Genomic DNA, 17330 nt, shown 5'->3' with positions numbered 1-17330 from the left:
CCCAGCCTCGCTCACCCTTAGGCTTGTCTGATTGATACGACCAATGTCACGTCTCTTGAATTGCTTGAATCATATCAATGAGGATTGGAGGTCTCCTTCGTCAAACGAATGGCAAGAGCGCGACCGATTGCCGCTGCGGCGACTGGCTGGACGGCGCTTGGCGGAAATGGTGCAACCGAACTAGCATTGATCTCGCAAAGCGCATAGGAGCCATCGCTGATGGCTTCACCAAGGCGAAATAGGAAGTCGGCGTCCCAAAGAAGCGGAAGATCGTGGTCGGCGATCGACAGCAACCTTTGCATCTCTGGAATCCAGCGATCCTCCATCGCTTTCCGTAAGGCTGCGAAGCGCGTCACCTCCGGTCCGAACATAGCGCGGCCCATCGGCTGTGGGGTTGACGACGTTGTATCAATGGCCGTTGGCGTCATCAGCGCAGTGATCAGGTTGTGCCCAAAGCCAACCACTCGGTGCCCGCACACGTAGCAGCGGACCATGCCCTCGGACGACTGCGGCTGATAAGCCTGATCGATCAGCACGCCGCCGTCGTTTAGAAACGGCACCCACCTTTCCAAGCACTCGGCTAGGCTGATGCGCTCCGATTTGCTTCCTTGGCGGGCCTCTTGAACTTTCACCGACGTTTTCAAAGCCGGAGCGTTTCCCGCTTCGTCTAGTTGGACACGCCATACATTCCTGCCGCCGTTGCCGTAGTTCGGCTTCAGCACGCGCGGGCCTGCGGCAAGATGTTCGGGGAAACGAGCGCGAAGGCCTTCAGCGTCCACGTATCGATCGACATCGCTGCCCCATTCCATGGATCGCGTTGTGTAGAGCACTTCCTTGACGCCGATTTTGGCGATCACGTCAGGATGCGCGCTGACGACAACGCCGCACCCCGCGACTTCGCGCAGCATTGGATCGAGCTGCGAGCGGTCGCCTGAAATGTCCAACGGATTCACCCAGACCAGCACTGCGTCGCACGACAGCAGCTCGTCCCGAATCTCGCGAACCGCCTCGTCCCTGTACAGTACAGGCCTTGCGGTCGCCCCGAGCGCCCGCAAGGCCTGCATTATCGGCCACTGCCGGGCTTCATGAAAGCGATGCGTCCACTCGGCTGCTTGCCCACGCCAAAGAAGAGCGATGTTCGGGCCGGATGTCATTGTTGCATCTCCCCATCGGACCTGTCCCCTTTGTGGTCGCGAACTCAGGTGTCGCGCAGCAGTGGGTGTTAAGCCACGGCGGTCGGGTTCAGCCGCCGCCGCGCAAAGCCGCGGCATAGCGCCGGTCGACCACTTCCCAGTCGATGTTGCGGAAGAAGGCGTCGACATATTTGGCGGCGGCGGTGCCGTAATCCATGTGGAAACTGTGCTCGTACATATCGAGCGCGAGCAGCGGCACGCCGGCAATCGCACCGTGCATATGATCCCACGCCCAATGGTTGTGCAGCGAGCGCGTGTGGAGATTGTAGACGAGCACGCACCAGCCCGATCCGCCGGCAAGGCTCATCCCGGTACGGCGGAAGTCGGCTTCCCAGCGGTCGAACGAGCCGAACGCCGCGCCCAGCGCGTCGCGGATGGAACCGGCTGCCTGGCCGTTGCCGCCGAGCCCGTCGAAATAGACCTCATGGAGCACGACCGAGCCGGTGCGGTGCAGCTCCTCGCGCTTCAATCCGCCATAGACCACCGGCGGCAGGTCCGTGTCAGCGAGCGCGGCGGCAAGTCGTGTCTCGATCATATTCAGGGCCTTGACCGAGCCCGCATAATTGTTCTCGTGGTGCGATGTGATCAGCCTTTCGGAGAGGCCGTGAAGCCTGGCGGGATTGAACCTGAGCGGCTTGACCTGATGATTTCCGGCAAAGGCGGGGACAGCCGCCGGCGCTGCGGCCGGCGTCTGCGCAGAGGCTTCGTTGATAGTCATGGCGGCGGCTCCGATGCCAAGAGTTGCGATTGCACTGCGTCGGGAAAGATGGTCGATCGTCACGCGTCACTCCTTCAGATGATCATTACATATGCGGCCCCGAGGACCGAGCAGACGCCGAGCACCGGCAGCATGCCGGCCTTGAACCGGAACATGGCGAGTATCGCACCCACCGCGAGCGCCAGCGCCGGCCAGTTGACGGACGTTAGGACTGGGAGATCGATGGTGCCGGCTGCGAACGGCACTTCGCGGACTTGCTCGAACAGAGTGTGGATACCAAACCAGACCGCCAGATTGAGGATCACGCCGACCACTGCGGCGGTGATCGCCGAAAGCGCGGCCGACAATGCGCGGTTGCCGCGCAGCCGCTCGATGAATGGCGCGCCGGCGAAGATCCACAGGAAGCATGGCAGGAAGGTAACCCAGGTGGTGAGGATTGCGCCGAAGGTCGCGGCGACGAGCGGCGGCAGCCCGGTCGCTTCGCGGAAGGCCGCGAGGAAGCCGACGAACTGCGTCACCATGATCAGCGGCCCGGGCGTGGTCTCGGCCATGCCGAGCCCGTCGAGCATCTCGCCGGGCTGGAGCCAGCCATAGGTCTCGACTGCCTCCTGCGCGACATAGGCGAGCACCGCATAGGCGCCGCCGAAGGTCACCACCGCCATCTGGCTGAAGAAGGTGGCGATGCGGCTGAACACGTCGTCGGGGCCGAACGCGAACAGCAGCGCTGCGACCGGCCCGAGCCAGAGCAGCAGCAGGACGCCGGAGATGCGCAGCGACCAAGAGAGGTTCGGCCGGGCATGGTCGGGAAGGCCCTCGCCAAGAGCGGTGTCGCGGTCGTGGATTATCTCAGCGCCGGCGGGACCATGTCCGCCGCCGCCCTTGAATGCGGCGTAACCAGCGCGGCCACTGAAGAAGCCGATCAGCGCGGCGGCAAGCACGATCAGCGGGAAGGGCACGTCGAGCACGAAGATCGCGACGAACGCCAGCGCGGCAAAACCGCGCATGACGTTGTTCTTCAAGGCACGCGAACCCACCCGGACCACCGTCTGTAGCACCACCGCCAGCACGGCGGCCTTCAATCCGAAGAACAATCCCTCGACCAGCGGCACTTCGCCGAGCAGCACATAGACATAGCTGAGCCCTAAAATCGCGAGGAAGCCGGGCAGCACGAATAGCGCGCCCGCGACCAGGCCGCCCTTGGTCTTATGGAGCAACCAGCCAATATAGACAGCTAGCTGTTGCGCTTCAGGGCCGGGCAGCAGCATGCAATAGTTGAGCGCGTGGAGGAACCGCTCCTCGCCGATCCAGCGCTTCTCCTCGACCAGGATGCGATGCATCACCGCTATCTGGCCCGCCGGTCCGCCGAAGCTGAGCAGCGCGACCCTGATCCAGACGCGCACCGCCTCGCCAAAGCTGATGCCGTGCTCGTGCAGCGTCTCGACTGCGATTTCAGCGCGTGCGCTGGCCTCCATCTTTAGTCCTCTTTTCGCCGGGTGAAGTGAGCATAGAATCCGTCGAGCGCGGTCGATCCGCGCGCGATCCGCTCCTCGTCGTCGTCGGTGCCGGCACAGATGCCGGCGATAAGCGCGCTCACTCCCGGAGTTTCCGGGCGCTCGAACCGAGCATCGGCAATATCAAGGTCGTGAACAATTTCGCCGAGCGCCCGCAGCGCGGGGTCGGTCTCGAGACCGGTGAGGAACACCAAGGTCTCGAAGGAGCAGCGGTCGCCTTCGTGGGTGAACTCAGCGTCCGCCATGTCGAACCTCAGTTCGTCAGGCTCCGGCACATATCCTTTGCCCTCGACGAACTTGAAGCTCGCCTCGGGGTCGATGAAGCGACGAATGAGCCAGGCGGACGCGATGCGATCGACATGGACATGGCGGCGCGTCACCCAAACGCGGCGCTTTAGCTCCGCCGGGGTCAGCTCGGGCGCACCGGGGCCGCTCACATCGGGATGTTGGTGAGAGCGGCGGTCCGCCTCGGTGATGGCGGCCTGTGCCGCCTGCCGACCATGCGCACCGAAAAAGTCGATCGCGGCGACCTCGTTCAGGCGTTTGCGCAGGCGGCCCACATCCGCCGCCGCGACATACTCGCCCTCACACAGCGCGCGCGCCTCGCGTGCCAACTCCTCATAGTCGGCGTCACGCGCAGCGTCGAACACTCCGCGCAGCTCCGCATCGCCCATGCCGCCGACAAGGCGCGCTTCGAGGATCAGCGCCTCGCCGCCATTTTCGGTGATCTCGCGATGCAGTTCTTCGAACAGCGCGCGCGTGTCCTCGCGATTGGGGAGCGCATGGACGGCGTTCTTGAGCGGCGCGGCCCCGATCGCCTGCAAACGCCGCCAGACCTTCACCCGCAAATATGCAGGCTTAGCCGGAAGCTGCGGGATCAGGAGCAACCAAGGGGAAGCTTGTGTGTTTGTCATAGTTGTATCGTCACTAGCCTACAAGTGTAAGGGTTGCATCACAAGCCTCATGAGCATAGGACTGCTTATCCCGAAGAAAGAAACCGGAGCGTAATGTCGCGGCTCGCCGGCGGCGCGCTCGCATGACGTGAGGCTTTCCGTGTCGAGTGCGCTGATGAAGGATCAATTATGCTGAAAAAGACCATCGCCTTGGGATTCGCCAGCCTCCTGCTGGCAAGCCCGGCATGGGCAGCGCCGGACTGGTCGGCTGTCGACCGGGCGATAGGACGAGCGGGGGCCGAACAGCCGGGGGGCGTTCACCGCTACAGCTTCCCGCGTTCGGACCTGAGCGTCACGCTGGATGGGGTGACGATCAAGCCCTCCCTCGCGCTCGGCTCTTGGGCGGCGTTTCAGCCGATGGGCGAAGAGGCGATGGTGATGGGCGATCTCGTGCTGACCCACGACGAGGTGAACCCCGTTTTGAGCCGCCTGCTCGCAAGCGGTTTTACGATCACCGCGCTCCACAATCACCTGCTCCGCTCTTCGCCTGCGACCATGTACATGCACATTGCCGGCCACGGCGACCCGGTGAAGCTCGCGGCCGCGCTCCGGCAAGCGCTATCAGCCAGTCGGACCCCGCTCGCCGCGCCGCAATCGCCTTCGGCCAGCGCAGCCGCATCGCGGCTCGACCTCGATGTGGCCGCGCTCAACCGGTTGATGGGCGGTGAGGGCAAGACGGCCGGTGGCATCCTCCAATACAGCTTTCCGCGCGCCGAGCGGCTGATGGACGGCGATATGGAGACTCCGCCGACGATGGGCACGGCGACCGCGATCAACTTTCAGCCAACCGGGGACGGCCGAGCCGCCATCACCGGCGATTTCGTACTTGTCGCAAACGAGGTCGATCCGGTCCTGCGCGTGCTGCGGACGAACGGGATCGAGGTCACGGCGCTGCATAATCATATGCTAAACGACGAGCCGCGGCTGTTCTTCATGCACTTCTGGGCCAACGACGACGCAGCCAAGCTCGCCCGTGGGCTGCGCGCGGCGCTCGACAGGATGAACAATCAGAGGAGTTGAACTCGGACGACGGCTCATTGGGCCGTAACCGCCGCCCGCCCGACCCCACGGCCCTTATGCAGGAAGTGGAATGGAACATGGGTAGCAAACGAACTCTCACTGTTGTCGCAGGCGTGGGCGCGGCCGCGCTGGCGATCGCGGGCGTGGCGATCGCGCAAAACCACGAGGCGAACGAAAACCGGATAATCGGCAAGCACAGCGAACGAGACATCCCGCTTGCTCAGGTGCCCGAGGCCGCGATGAACGCGGCACGCGCGCAACTCGCGTCAATAAGCAAAGCGGAGCAAGTCACCCGAAAGGCGGACGGAAGCACGCTCTATGAAATCAAGGGCAAGAACAGCGACGGAAAGACGATCGAACTGTTCGTCACGCCCGAAGGCCAGGTGCTCGGCCGCGAATGATGGATCAGCACGGGGCGCCGGCCGTCGAGGGCCGTGCGCCCCTTCCGAAATGATACTGCGGAATAGGAGACGAAAATGCGGCCAAGGCGATGGATATTGTTATGCGCCGCTTTGGCCGCCCTGCCTGATAGTGCGATCGGCCAAACCGAACCCGCGTCGGCGACGGGCTCGGCGTTGTTCGTAAGCTGTCAAGCGAATGAGCCGCGATGCGGCGCTTACCTCCAAGGCGTGCTCGACATGATGATCGTCGCGCGAAAAGCGGAATGCCGCGCTCCACGCTATGACCGATCGGCGCTGCGCGCGGCATATTTACGCTGGGCGGAGCAGAATAGCTATTTTATGAGTGTTCATATGGTGGCCGGAGCTGAACGCTCGTTAGCGAAGGCTTGGCCATGTCAGTAGCATCGTACCCCGCGGCGTAGCCTGCCCGGCGGCTGCCTTTGAGGGCAGGCGGAGCGTCCGCCTGGCGGTGAATTCCGCCAGCTCAACGATCCCATGTCGCGCCTCAAGCTCGCTAATTAGCCGATGTTCGCATTATGTCTGCCAAATCGTTGTCTGGCGCACAAACCTTGAGGTGACGCCTAAGACCCCACGCAAGACCCCGCCACAAGGTCGGGGCCTTGGTCCGTCATGCCTTCACTGTCCGGAGCCGCAGCGAATTGCCGATGACGCTGACGGACGACAGCGCCATCGCGGCAGCAGCGATGATCGGCGACAGCAGCAGCCCAAACGTGGGATAGAGCGCACCGGCCGCAATCGGTACGCCTGCCGCATTGTAGATGAACGCGAAGGCGAGGTTCTGGCGGATGTTGGCCATCGTCGCCTGCGACAGGCGTCGCGCGCGGACAATGCCGGTGAGATCGCCCTTGAGCAGCGTCACGCCCGCACTTTCGATCGCAACGTCGGTCCCCGATCCCATGGCGATACCAACATCGGCGGCGGCAAGCGCCGGCGCGTCATTTACGCCGTCACCCGCCATCGCCACCACCTTGCCCTGCGCCTTCAGGCGCTCGACGACCGCGGCTTTCTGGTCCGGCAGCACATCGGCCTCGACCTCATCGATGCCGAGCTTTCTCGCAACGGCTTCGGCTGTGGTGCGATTGTCACCGGTCAGCATGACGATGCGGATGCCTTCCGCATGCAGGGCCTTCAGTGCCTCAGGCGTGGTCGCCTTGATCGTGTCGGCGATGGCGAAGATGCCGCCGATGGCTTTATCGATGCCGATATAGATGGCGGTTGCGCCGTCGCGGCGTAGCTCATCGGCCTGTGCCGCGAGCGGCGCTGTATCAACCCCATGTTCGGCGAGGAAGGTGGTGCTGCCGAGCACCACATGCCGGCCCTCGACACGACCGATCGCCCCCTTGCCGGTCGGCGAGTCGAAGTCGGCGACATCGGGGATGGTGATCTTTCGCTCGTCGGCAGCCGCCACGATCGCCCGCGCAAGCGGATGCTCGGACGCCTTCTCCACGCCGGCTGCAAGCCGCAGGATGGTCTCCTCGACAAATCGCGGGGCCACGACGATCCGGGTCACCGCCGGCTTTCCTTGCGTAAGCGTCCCGGTTTTGTCGACCACCAGAGTATCGATCTTCTCCATCCGCTCGAGCGCCTCCGCGTTCTTGATCAGAACGCCGGCGGCCGCCCCCTTGCCGATACCCACCATGATCGACATCGGCGTCGCGAGCCCGAGCGCGCAGGGGCAGGCAATGATCAGCACGGAAACGGCCGCGATCAGGCCATGCGCCAGCCGCGGCTCCGGCCCCCATACACCCCAGGCCGCGAAGGCGAGCAGCGCGACGGCGATGACGACCGGCACGAACCAGCCCGACACCTGATCAGCCATGCGCTGGATCGGCGCGCGCGAGCGCTGGGCATCCGCGACCATCTGGACGATGCGGGCGAGCATGGTGTCGCGCCCGACTTTTTCAGCCCGGATGACGAGCGCGCCGGTCTGGTTCAGCGTACCTCCTACGACCGCTTCGCCGACTACACGCGTCACCGGCATGGATTCGCCGGTCACCATCGATTCATCGATCGATGAGCGACCCTGCTCGACCACGCCGTCAACCGGCACGGTTTCACCGGGCCGGACCCTGAGCCGATCACCGATGACGACGGCTTCGACAGGAATATCCTCTTCAGCATCGTTCCGCCCGATCCGCCGGGCGGTTTTCGGCGCGAGATTGAGAAGCGCGCGGATTGCGCCGGAGGTCTGCTCCCGGGCGCGCAGTTCCATGACCTGACCGAGCAGCACCAGCACGGTGATCACGGCCGCGGCCTCATAGTAGACCGCGACCGTGCCATCGGCGCCTCGGAAAGCCTGCGGGTAGAGCTGCGGCGCGAATGTCGCGACGATGCTGTAGCCCCAGGCGACCCCGGTGCCCATCGCGATCAGCGTGAACATGTTGAGGCTGCGGTTGACGATCGACGCCCAGCCACGTTCGAAGAACGGCCATCCGGCCCACAGGACCACCGGCGTCGCCAGCGCGAACTGGATCCAGATCGAGATGCGCATCGGCACCAAATGGTGCAGCGCCGGGATCAGGTGACCGCCCATCTCCAGCAGGAACACGGGCAAGGCGAGCACGAGGCCGATCCAGAAGCGTCGGGTCATATCGGCGAGTTCGGGGCTTGATCCGGCATCCGCCGCCGCGATCAGCGGCTCCAGCGCCATGCCGCAGATCGGGCAACTACCCGGCGCATCCCGGCGGATTTCCGGATGCATCGGGCATGTCCAGATCGTCCCTTCCGTTGCGGTTGCCGTTACTGCCGCAACGTGGTGATGCTCATGGGTATCAGGTCCATGCGTGTGGCTATGGTGGGAATGATCGCCATGGGCGGCAGCACCCTCATGGTGATGTGCAGCATGCGCTGCCAGTGCCGCATAATGCACGGGGTCGGCGTCGAACTTCGCCTTGCAGCCGGCCGAGCAGAAGACGTAGCGCTCGCCTTCATACTCAGCATTGTGAGCGGTCCTGGCGGGATCGACCACCATGCCGCAGACCGGATCATGGTCGACGTGACCGGACGGCGTTTCGCCGTCCGGCTCATGATGGTGATGATGGCCGTGCGCCCCAGTCACCTCGGCGGCGCGTTCGCTCTTCTGATCGTCGTCGGCCATTCATCACCTTTCGCACGCCGCGCGTGCCTTCCGGTCTTTGTTCACTCCTCGATCAGATGGAACTCTTCGAGCAGCTTGGCGATCTCGGTGCCTTCGAGCTTCTTCATCAGCAGTTTGCGCAGGAAGGCCGGCCCGGGAAGATCGATGCCCTTGCCGTCCCGCAGCGGACCGATCGCAGCAAGAAGTGTACGGATATCATAGGTCGAGTTGAAGACCTCGGGCACGCCGCGCTCGACATTCATCAGCGTGTAGACGGCCTCCATCGGGGTTCTCACCGAATATTCCGTGGTGAAGATGCAGTCCCGCTGCTTCGACTCCGCGAACTGGCCGATGAAGGCGAAGTTGACCGCGCCCTCCGGCACCACGTCCGGCCGGTCACCCGCCTGGCGCGGCATGAAGAAGGCGGTAATATAGGGCATCATCGTGGGAACGGTGCTGGCGCCGGATGCCGCGAGTTCGGGAATGTCCTCGACCGGCACGCCGAGGTGATAGAGCCATTCCTGGGTGATCTCCTCACCGGTGCATTCCTGCATCGGCTTCTTCACGAAGTCGCCGGGGCAATCGACAAAGAGCGCGTAGAACCAGGCGATCATCTGATCTTTGGGCTGCTTCTTGAAATGCGGCTGGCGATGAACCGTCCAGCTCAGCAGCCACGCCGAGTCCTTCACCGTGACGATACCGGCGGAGACGATCTTGCCGGTAAAGGGGTTCCGCTTCGTGATCTTCTCGACATAGGCCGGAATGCGGGCGTCGAGGGCAGTGATCGACGCGGAGGCCCATTTCGTCTCCGGGATATGGGCGCCGAATACGTCCGGGCGGCCGAAGGCCGGATCCTTCGCCGCGATCCGCCGCCACAGGTCCCAGGCCGGCGCCGGTCCTTCGTTGAGCTTCGCCGGTGTCCTGTGGTCGCCATTGTCGGAATTCTCGGTCAGCGAGCCGATGGTGATGAAGACGAGATCGTCGGGCCCGAGATCAATGCCGCCTTCGACGCCGCGCTCCTTCCAGTGGATGCGCGTCGCCTGCTTGGAGCCGGGCTGGATGTCGAAATCGACATCGGTGACCTCGACGCCGTAGCGGAATTTAACCCCGTGATCGGTCAGCCACTTCACCAGCGGCAGGACCATCGATTCATACTGGTTGTAGCGATTGAACTTGAGCGAGGAAAAGTCGGCGAGACTGCCGATGTGATGGATGAAGCGGTGCAGGTAGAGCTTCATCTCCAGCGCGGAATGCCATTCCTCGAAGGCGAACATGGTGCGCCAGTAGAGCCAGAAATTGCTCTTGAGGAAGTCCTCGCCGAAGACCTCGTTGATGCGCTTGTTCTCCATCTCCTCCCGCGTCGCAAGGAAGACCGAGAGGAGATCCTTCTGCGCCTTGTCGTTGAGCGTTAGCAGCGCCTTGTCGGGCACGTCCTGACCCTGGTTCTGCGTCGTTCGCTGCAGCGAAAAGTTGGGATCGTCCTTGTTGAGCCGGTAGAACTCGTCGAGCACGCTGGCATCCTCGATCTCCAGCGAGGGGATCGAGCGATAGAGGTCCCACAGGCACTCGAAATGCTCCTCCATCTCGCGGCCGCCGCGAATGACGAAGCCCTTTTCGGGCACGTCCAGACCATCGAGCGCGCCGCCGGGGATTTCCAGCTCTTCCAATATGGTGATGCGGTCGCCCGAAACGCCGCCGTCGCGGATCAGGAAGGCGGCGCCGGCGAGCCCCGCGAGGCCCGAGCCGACGAACCACGCCGTCTTTTTGTCGGCGCCTTCCGGCTTGCGTGGACGGACAAAGGCTTCATAGTTTCCACTGCTATAATGCATGGCAAACTCCTGTTTTTCTTGTTGGGATCAGTCGGCGGGCTTGTAGCTGTAGAAGCCTTCGCCCGACGCGATGCCGAGCTTGCCCTTGTCGATGTAGTTTTCCTTCAGCCACGCGGCGAGCGACTGTGCGTGCTCATCACCGTGCGAGAGGATGTTGTAGGGGGTGTTCAATCCGATGATGTCGTAGATCTGGAACGGCCCCATCGGCGCGCCGGTGGCGATCCGCCAGACCTTGTCGACATCTTCCGGCTCGGCATAGCCGCCGGCAGCCAGATCGGTGGCCGCGTTCAGGAACGGCACCAGCAGGGAGTTGAGGACGTAGCCCGCTTTTTCCTTGCGCACCGGGATCGGCACCATGCCGATCGCGGAGGAGAAGGCGATCAGGGTATCGAACACGGCCGGATCGGTGTCGTCCGTACCCATCACCTCGGCAGTGTTGAACTTCCAGATGCTGTTGGCGAAGTGCAGCGCCAGGAAACGGTCCGGGCGGCCGGTGAAGGCTTTGAGGTCGCTCGGCAGCAAAGTCGAGCTATTGGTGGCGAAGATCGTTCTGTCAGGCGCGAGCCCCGCCAGTTTCTCGTAGAGCGCCTGCTTGATCTCGAGCACTTCCGGAACCGCTTCGATGACCAGATCGGCATTCGCAACCGCAGCCCCAAGATCGGCGGTGAGCGTGATGCGTCTCGAAGCTTCGGCTGCCTTGCCGTCAGCCGCACCCGTCACCTCTTTCACGTAGGTTTCTACAAGCGTTTCGAACCGATGCCTCGCCTGGTCGAGTGCTTCGTCGCTGATCTCATAAGCGGTAACGTCAAAGCCACTATAGGCGGCCTGGAAGGCGATCTGGCTGCCGAGGACACCGGTGCCTAGCACCGTCACTTTCAGGATGTCGCTCATTCATTCTCTTCCTTGCGTCGGGTTTCATAGAGAAACGGCGCAGCGACTTCGGCGGGCACGCGAACCAGCTTGCCGGTAGCTTTCTCGATGAGCACCCATTGCGACAGGGCCGCGACGAGCGTCTGACCGTTACTGTCTTTGAACTCGACGCACCGGGCGTATCTCGCTCCGCGCGGCTTCCCTTCGACCCAGGTTATGGCAAAGGTCTCTTCGCCCGCCCGGATATTGCCGCGGTAATCGACCTCGTGCCTGAGCACCATAGCAACATAGGTGTCGGCATCCCTCGGACGCGCGGCTGTCAGCCAGTGCGCCACCGACACATCCTGAATCCAGGTCACCCAGACCGCATTGTTGACATGGCCGAGTTCATCGATGTCTTCTTCGGTTGCCTGGAAACGGATATGGAAGCGCCGACGTTCGTCCACTTTTCCAGCCAAGGGCACGCCTGAAGCATCGCAGCCGATCCTGCGGCGTCCTTCGCCAGGAAGGCTCATGACCGGGTGGATGGCGCATCGAGGCCTGCCATCGCGCGAAAGAAGCCGACAAGCATTTGCTCTCGGGGAATAGCGCCTTCGACATCGCCCTGGACCGCCAGTCCCATCCACAGTGCATAGAGGCCGATCCCGGTCTGCAGCGGCGGCAAGGCAGGCCGAAGCGCAAAGCGCCGCGTCAGATCCGCCACAAGTTCTCCGAACAAATGGTGGCAGGCGGCCTTTCCTTCGCGATGCCGTTCAGCGAACGCGGGGTCCCGCCGCGCATGAAGCTGCAATTCGATCGAAAGCAGCGACCAATGCTGTTCGTCAGCCAGCTTAGCCAGCCGCGCCGCAAGCACTTGCAGAGTCGCCTCGATATCATCGCCGGAGCAGTGGGCGACCAGATCGCGCAGAAGCACGACCTCGTCCTGGATATGAGCCTGCAGAATCTCGACCAGCAGATCGTCCTTGCTTGCAAAATTCGAATAGAAGGCCCCCTGCGAATGACCCGCTGCACTACAGATGTTGCGGATCGACATGGCCGCCACCCCTTCTTCCACAATGGACGAATGTGCTGCGGCGAGCAGCTTATCCCGCGTCTGGCGCTGCGTTTCCTTTCGCGTGAGGCGCATGAGCGATCGACCTCCAATTCAGCACGGCATGGAAACCTTTTACCCATGTCGGCGTTCACCGTAAAACCAGATATCACCTGATATCTCGAATGCAACGAAAATCCGGTTCGAAGGATCGCCCTTGGCTGAGACCTATATCCCCTACTCCACCAGCGTCGAAGTGCTCGGCGAAGACGAGGAGCGGCTCACCGCCGAAATCCTCGAAATCATGGCGAGCACCAACCGCAAGGCGTTCGAGCGCCATCGGCATGCGGTGCGCGACGCCCATGCCAAGAGCCACGGGTTCCTGAAGGGCGAACTCGTCGTCCCGGAACTGCCGGAGCATCTGCGCCAGGGGCTTTTCGCTCGCCCGGCCACCTATTCCGTGGTGATCCGCCTCTCATCAGCGCCCGGAGATATCCACTCGGACACCATCCCCGCCCCACGCGGCATGGCGATCAAGGTCATCGGCGTGGAGGGAGAGCGGCTTCTGCCCGACGACCAGGGCCGCAATCAGGATTTCCTGCTCGTCAACATCCCGACCTTGAGCTTCGGCACGATCGGTAAATATCGCCAGCTCATTGGCCTTCTGGAGAAGAATGCGCAGAACCCCGCCTTCCTCCAACGCGCCATGGCCGGGGTGGCGCGTGGCGTGGAAGCCGCGGTCGAAGCGGTCGGCGTCGAGCCCGGCGCGACGCTGCGCGGGCTCGCGCGCGACAACGACCATCTGCTCGGCGAGACCTATCACTCGATGGCGGCGATCCGCTTTGGCGATCACATCGCCAAGATCAGCGCCGCGCCGCTTTCCGACAATGTCCGCGCGCTCACCGGCAAGGACGTCGGCACAGTGGAGGATTCTACGATGCGCGATCTGGTTGTCGAGCATTTCCGCGACCAGGGTGCTGAGTATCAACTGCGCGCCCAACTTTGCGCTGATCTCGACAAGATGCCTGTCGAGGACGCGGCGGTGCTCTGGCCCGAAGAGCTGTCGCCACACCAGCCGATCGCCACGCTGCGCATCCCGCCGCAGGACGCCTATTCGCCGGCGCGGCGGGTCTATGGCGATGACGTGCTGTCGTTCAATCCCTGGCACGGTATCCGCGAGCACCAGCCGCTCGGATCGATCATGCGGGTGCGCATCGCCGCCTATGAGCGATCCACCCGCTACCGCCATGAGATGAACGCGCAGCCGCGTGTCGAGCCGACAAACATTGACGCCATCCCGGACTGACGCACCGATCGACACACGCAATCACGAAAGGAGGCCAGTCATGGCCGAGACCGAAGAAAACCCGCAGATCGACGAAACCCGCCTTCAGGCCATCCGGCGGCGGATCGAGGAAGTGGCCGGCGACGCGCCGCAGCTCGCCAAGCTCGCGCTCGAGCAGATGGTGACGAAGCACAATCCCGACCTCAAGGGCACGGCCGGCTCGGCCGGTCGCGTCGGCGCGCAGTCCGGCAATGTCTCCGAGCTCACCGCCATCGCCAACCTCAAGCCGGGCGGCGCGGACCGGCTGAAACGCATCTTCGGACTCGTGAACGGCAATTTCGACGGGGCGCAGAAGGTCGGCACCCTGCACAACATGCGGTTCGTCTTCTTCGACAACGACACCCGCATCCTGTTCGCCACCGCCTATGACGGCGACTGGGACACCTATATCAACGACTTCGCCACCAAGATCCCTGACCTGATGGATTTGCTCTTCGCCTCGGTCGAAGGCTGGCCGGGCATCGCGAGCCCGAAGGTCAAGGATTTCATCGCCGAACATCAGATCACCGCCGCCGGATGGTTCGTCGCCAACCCGCAGGTCACGGTCGTCGACGTGCGTCGGCTTCAGCGGATGGAACATGCCGTCAACGAATTCCTGGACAAGGTGGGCTGAGCGATGACGATCCTTCAAAAGCTGAAAGAGCGCTTCTCGAGGGACAGCGTTACGCTCGACCTGCACGATATCCAGGCGCTGATCCTGCGAAGCCGGCCGGAGCCCTATGTCGGCATCCATGCGATGCTCCATTTCGACGAGGCCGAGGGCGCGCGCGCTTTGCTGGGCCGGCTCGCGCCCCATATCGCATCCGCCGACAACTGGAACGAGGATCTCGATTTCTGGATAGGCGCTGCACTCAGCTTCGAGGGACTGAAGGCGCTCGGCGTTCCTGAAGCGCAGCTCAAGACATTCCCGCTCCCCTTTCAGCAGGGCATGGCGGCGCGCTCGGAGCAGCTCCGCGACTTCGGACCCAACGCGCCGGAAAACTGGGAGGACGTGTTCAAGCCGGGCAACTGCCATCTCGCGCTGACCATCTACGCGGTCGACGATGCGGCGCTCGACAAGGCGCTGGCGACCGCGCGAACCGAACTCGACCAGAGCAGCGGCGTCACCTTGATCGGCGAGCATCGCTTCGGCGCGCCGGACGGCGCGAAAAACCCGTTCGGCTTCCGGGATTCGATCTCCCAGCCCGCCGTCGAAGGCAGCGGCGTCGATCCGCTGCCCGGCGAGGAACGCGCGATCAAGGCGGGCGAGTTCATCCTTGGATACGAGAGCGAGAACGGCCAGCCGCTCGGCATGCCTGAACCTGCGGCGCTGGGAAAGAACGGCACCTTCGTCGTCCTGCGCAAGTACAACAGCCGGGTCGGCTGCTTCAACGCCTTCCTCAAGGCCCATGGCGAGACGGCGGAGGACCGCGAACGTCTTGCCGCCAAGATGTTCGGTCGCTGGCGGTCAGGCGCTCCACTGACGTTGTCGCCGGATCATGACGACCCGGACCTCGGCGCCGATCCGCAGCGCAACAACGACTTCAATTTCAAGGACGACCCCAAAGGCCGCGTCGTGCCGCTCGGCTGTCATATGCGCCGGCTCAATCCCCGCGATTCCGAGCTGACACTGCTCACCGACGTCAACATTCACCGCATCATCCGCCGTTCCTCGACCTTCGGGCCGGTTTATTCCGAGGATGTGGCGCCGAAAGACGATGCCAAAGGCGATCGCGGCCTGTTCTTCATCTTCATAAGCGCGCGCGCTTACGACACGATCGAGTTCATGCAGCAGGAATGGATCAACCGCGGCAATTTCGTCGACCTCGGCGAGGAGCGCGATCCAATCGTTGGTCTGCATGAGGAGGACGGCCGGTTCACGATCCCGCAGGCGCCTGCGCGCAAGCGCATCGACGGTGTGCAGACCTTCAATGTCATGAAGGGAGGCGAATATCTGTTCATGCCAAGCCTATCGGCGCTTAAGTGGTTGGCAGAACAACGCTAAAGCTATTCACCTGATTGTCGGTTGAGATTTGAAGTGTGCAGAGTGACCCGGAAAGTGCGGGGCTGTGCGGAAGGTTAAGTGAGTGGGAGTTGAGTTTCGGCAAGGCTGGGGATGGTTGGTCCTTGTGGCGCTTACGATTTCGACGACCGGCGATGAAATCACGTTGCTGACGTTGATGTTCCGCACTGCCGAGAACGCATCCGGCTATGCGGTGCCGACGCTGCTGACCGCGGAGCTGCTACCCGGTCTGATCGCCGCACCCTGGGCGGGCCGCTTGATCGACCGCCGGGAGGCGGCCCGCATTCTGGTCATGGTGTCAGTTCTGCAAGCGGGCGTGATAGCATTTATCGCCTATTATCCCATGTTCACGCTCGCCGGGGCCGCGCTGTTGAGCGTGCTGTTCACGATCAGCAGCGCCGCAACATTCGCGTTGATTCCAGTGCTGGCGAGCGGCTTGGAATGACCTCGCACTCGCCAATTCCCTTATGGAAATGGTTCGCAGCCTTGGAATGCTCGCTGGTCCAGTCGCTGGGGGCGTACTGGTGGGATGGATCGGATCGCGCAATGCGCTTTTAGCCGATGCCGCCAGTTATGCCCTTTTGGCCCTCGTCGTGATGGCGAGCAGGCTTCGCCGCAAGCCACAACGGGACGATCAGGAGGAAGAGACCCTGTTCGCGGACTACCTGCCGCTGCTCCGCAATCGACGGTTGATGGTGGTTACGGGTGCGCTCAGCCTCGAAGTGTTTGCGACCGCCATAGCCGACGTTGCTTTCGTGTTTCTCGTGATGGTGACGCTGGGAGCGGGCCGACCGCGTTTGGAATGCTGACGGCACTATGGGCGGTTGGGATGTTGATCGGCGCTGGGCTGGCCGAAAGGGTTATTGGCCATAGGGTCGGACTGGCGGCGTTCGGCACGGCCGCTGTCATGGGCGCGACCATGCTGTGGATCGGCCTTGCGCCGATCGGGCTGGCAATCGTTGCCGTCGCCTTCATCCTAGGCGGCGGCGCAAACAGCATCCACAACGTCGCTGTCCGAACCTTGTTCCAGTCGGAATGCCCGCCCGCCGATCATGGCAAGGTCGCCGCGATCTATGGTGCGGTGACACGCACCGCCGTAATCGGCGGCTATGTTGCTGGCGGCTTCTTTTTTGTGCCGAATGATGCGCCAACCGCCTATCTCGTGGGCGGCCTGCTGGGCGTTGTCGCGGGCTTAGTCGGATGGCGGATATTCAATCGTAGATGGAGCGCAGCACCAATCAAAGCATCGACGCGCCAAGATTGACCTGATTGTCGTGCCCCTCCGCTAACGGCTATACCAATCAGGTGGCGTGATTGAGGCGCGGTGCGGAACGGACACGATAGCGACGCCCTAATGATGT

18 protein-coding genes are annotated in these 17330 nt (G+C 63.1%); 9 read left to right on the top strand and 9 right to left on the bottom strand.

Translation table 11 applies throughout. The annotated features are described in order from the left end of the window. Nucleotides 1-74 precede the first annotated feature (74 nt). The 4 genes from ACUCV3_RS14770 to ACUCV3_RS14755 all read right to left on the bottom strand — a co-directional run bounded on the left by ACUCV3_RS14770 (nucleotide 75) and on the right by ACUCV3_RS14755 (nucleotide 4336). Nucleotides 75-1154, bottom strand: coding sequence for a Cj0069 family protein (locus ACUCV3_RS14770; protein WP_185704838.1), 1080 nt, complete (start codon nucleotides 1152-1154; stop codon nucleotides 75-77). An 88-nt stretch (nucleotides 1155-1242) separates the two neighbouring features. Next, nucleotides 1243-1911, bottom strand: coding sequence for a superoxide dismutase (locus ACUCV3_RS14765; protein WP_017184236.1), 669 nt, complete (start codon nucleotides 1909-1911; stop codon nucleotides 1243-1245). A gap of 74 nt (nucleotides 1912-1985) precedes the next feature. After that, complete coding sequence (gene chrA, locus ACUCV3_RS14760) at nucleotides 1986-3383, bottom strand: chromate efflux transporter (protein WP_185704840.1); 1398 nt, start codon at nucleotides 3381-3383, stop codon at nucleotides 1986-1988. Between the two features lie 2 nt (nucleotides 3384-3385). After that, nucleotides 3386-4336 (bottom strand): chromate resistance protein ChrB domain-containing protein, encoded by a 951-nt coding sequence (locus ACUCV3_RS14755; RefSeq protein ID WP_025160483.1) that lies wholly within the window; start codon nucleotides 4334-4336, stop codon nucleotides 3386-3388. Between the two features lie 168 nt (nucleotides 4337-4504). Between ACUCV3_RS14755 and ACUCV3_RS14750 the strand changes: the two genes are divergently transcribed. The 3 genes from ACUCV3_RS14750 to ACUCV3_RS14740 all read left to right on the top strand — a co-directional run bounded on the left by ACUCV3_RS14750 (nucleotide 4505) and on the right by ACUCV3_RS14740 (nucleotide 6198). Further along, a complete protein-coding gene (locus ACUCV3_RS14750; RefSeq protein ID WP_482240711.1) occupies nucleotides 4505-5395 on the top strand; it encodes a DUF1259 domain-containing protein in 891 nt (296 codons plus the stop codon). A gap of 77 nt (nucleotides 5396-5472) precedes the next feature. Further along, nucleotides 5473-5796 (top strand): hypothetical protein, encoded by a 324-nt coding sequence (locus ACUCV3_RS14745; RefSeq protein WP_279606614.1) that lies wholly within the window; start codon nucleotides 5473-5475, stop codon nucleotides 5794-5796. A 75-nt stretch (nucleotides 5797-5871) separates the two neighbouring features. Next, nucleotides 5872-6198 carry a Rap1a/Tai family immunity protein gene (locus ACUCV3_RS14740; protein WP_223178489.1) on the top strand — a complete coding sequence of 109 codons (327 nt, stop codon included), beginning with the start codon at nucleotides 5872-5874 and terminating at the stop codon, nucleotides 6196-6198. A 226-nt stretch (nucleotides 6199-6424) separates the two neighbouring features. On the opposite strand, the gene ACUCV3_RS14735 is transcribed toward ACUCV3_RS14740, so the two are convergent. The 5 genes from ACUCV3_RS14735 to ACUCV3_RS14715 form a co-directional block, all read right to left on the bottom strand. Then, nucleotides 6425-8788 (bottom strand): heavy metal translocating P-type ATPase, encoded by a 2364-nt coding sequence (locus ACUCV3_RS14735; RefSeq protein ID WP_025290607.1) that lies wholly within the window; start codon nucleotides 8786-8788, stop codon nucleotides 6425-6427. Between the two features lie 167 nt (nucleotides 8789-8955). After that, nucleotides 8956-10722, bottom strand: coding sequence for an oleate hydratase (locus ACUCV3_RS14730; protein ID WP_017503237.1), 1767 nt, complete (start codon nucleotides 10720-10722; stop codon nucleotides 8956-8958). A 27-nt stretch (nucleotides 10723-10749) separates the two neighbouring features. Beyond that, nucleotides 10750-11613: a 3-hydroxyacyl-CoA dehydrogenase gene (locus tag ACUCV3_RS14725; protein ID WP_004207023.1), complete on the bottom strand. Its 864-nt coding sequence runs from the start codon at nucleotides 11611-11613 to the stop codon at nucleotides 10750-10752. Next, nucleotides 11610-12107 (bottom strand): acyl-CoA thioesterase, encoded by a 498-nt coding sequence (locus tag ACUCV3_RS14720; protein WP_004207018.1) that lies wholly within the window; start codon nucleotides 12105-12107, stop codon nucleotides 11610-11612. The genes ACUCV3_RS14725 and ACUCV3_RS14720 overlap by 4 nt, the downstream gene beginning before the upstream one ends. Continuing rightward, nucleotides 12104-12718, bottom strand: a complete 615-nt coding sequence (locus ACUCV3_RS14715; protein WP_004207015.1) for a TetR/AcrR family transcriptional regulator — start codon at nucleotides 12716-12718, stop codon at nucleotides 12104-12106. Before ACUCV3_RS14715 ends, ACUCV3_RS14720 begins: the two co-directional genes overlap by 4 nt. 121 nt (nucleotides 12719-12839) lie before the next feature. Here ACUCV3_RS14715 and ACUCV3_RS14710 point away from each other — a divergent pair, with 121 nt between their 5' ends. From ACUCV3_RS14710 to ACUCV3_RS14685, 6 genes are all read left to right on the top strand, one after another. After that, nucleotides 12840-13928, top strand: coding sequence for a catalase family protein (locus ACUCV3_RS14710; RefSeq protein ID WP_025290605.1), 1089 nt, complete (start codon nucleotides 12840-12842; stop codon nucleotides 13926-13928). Between the two features lie 40 nt (nucleotides 13929-13968). Beyond that, on the top strand, nucleotides 13969-14580 hold the full coding sequence (locus ACUCV3_RS14705) for a hypothetical protein (protein WP_004207013.1): 612 nt from the start codon (nucleotides 13969-13971) through the stop codon (nucleotides 14578-14580). Between the two features lie 3 nt (nucleotides 14581-14583). Beyond that, nucleotides 14584-15951, top strand: coding sequence for a Dyp-type peroxidase (locus ACUCV3_RS14700; RefSeq protein WP_004207012.1), 1368 nt, complete (start codon nucleotides 14584-14586; stop codon nucleotides 15949-15951). Nucleotides 15952-16075: 124 nt separating this feature from the next. Further along, nucleotides 16076-16414 carry a hypothetical protein gene (locus tag ACUCV3_RS14695; protein WP_017503244.1) on the top strand — a complete coding sequence of 113 codons (339 nt, stop codon included), beginning with the start codon at nucleotides 16076-16078 and terminating at the stop codon, nucleotides 16412-16414. A 22-nt stretch (nucleotides 16415-16436) separates the two neighbouring features. Beyond that, nucleotides 16437-16778 (top strand): MFS transporter, encoded by a 342-nt coding sequence (locus ACUCV3_RS14690; protein WP_037490093.1) that lies wholly within the window; start codon nucleotides 16437-16439, stop codon nucleotides 16776-16778. Between the two features lie 20 nt (nucleotides 16779-16798). Next, entirely contained in the window at nucleotides 16799-17233 is a 435-nt protein-coding gene (locus ACUCV3_RS14685) for an MFS transporter (RefSeq protein ID WP_025290603.1), read from the top strand. Nucleotides 17234-17330: the final 97 nt, after the last annotated feature.

The organism is Sphingobium sp. VMM (assembly GCF_056790315.1).
Note: the sequence above shows the minus strand (reverse complement) of the source record. Positions and strands in the feature narration are given on the sequence as shown.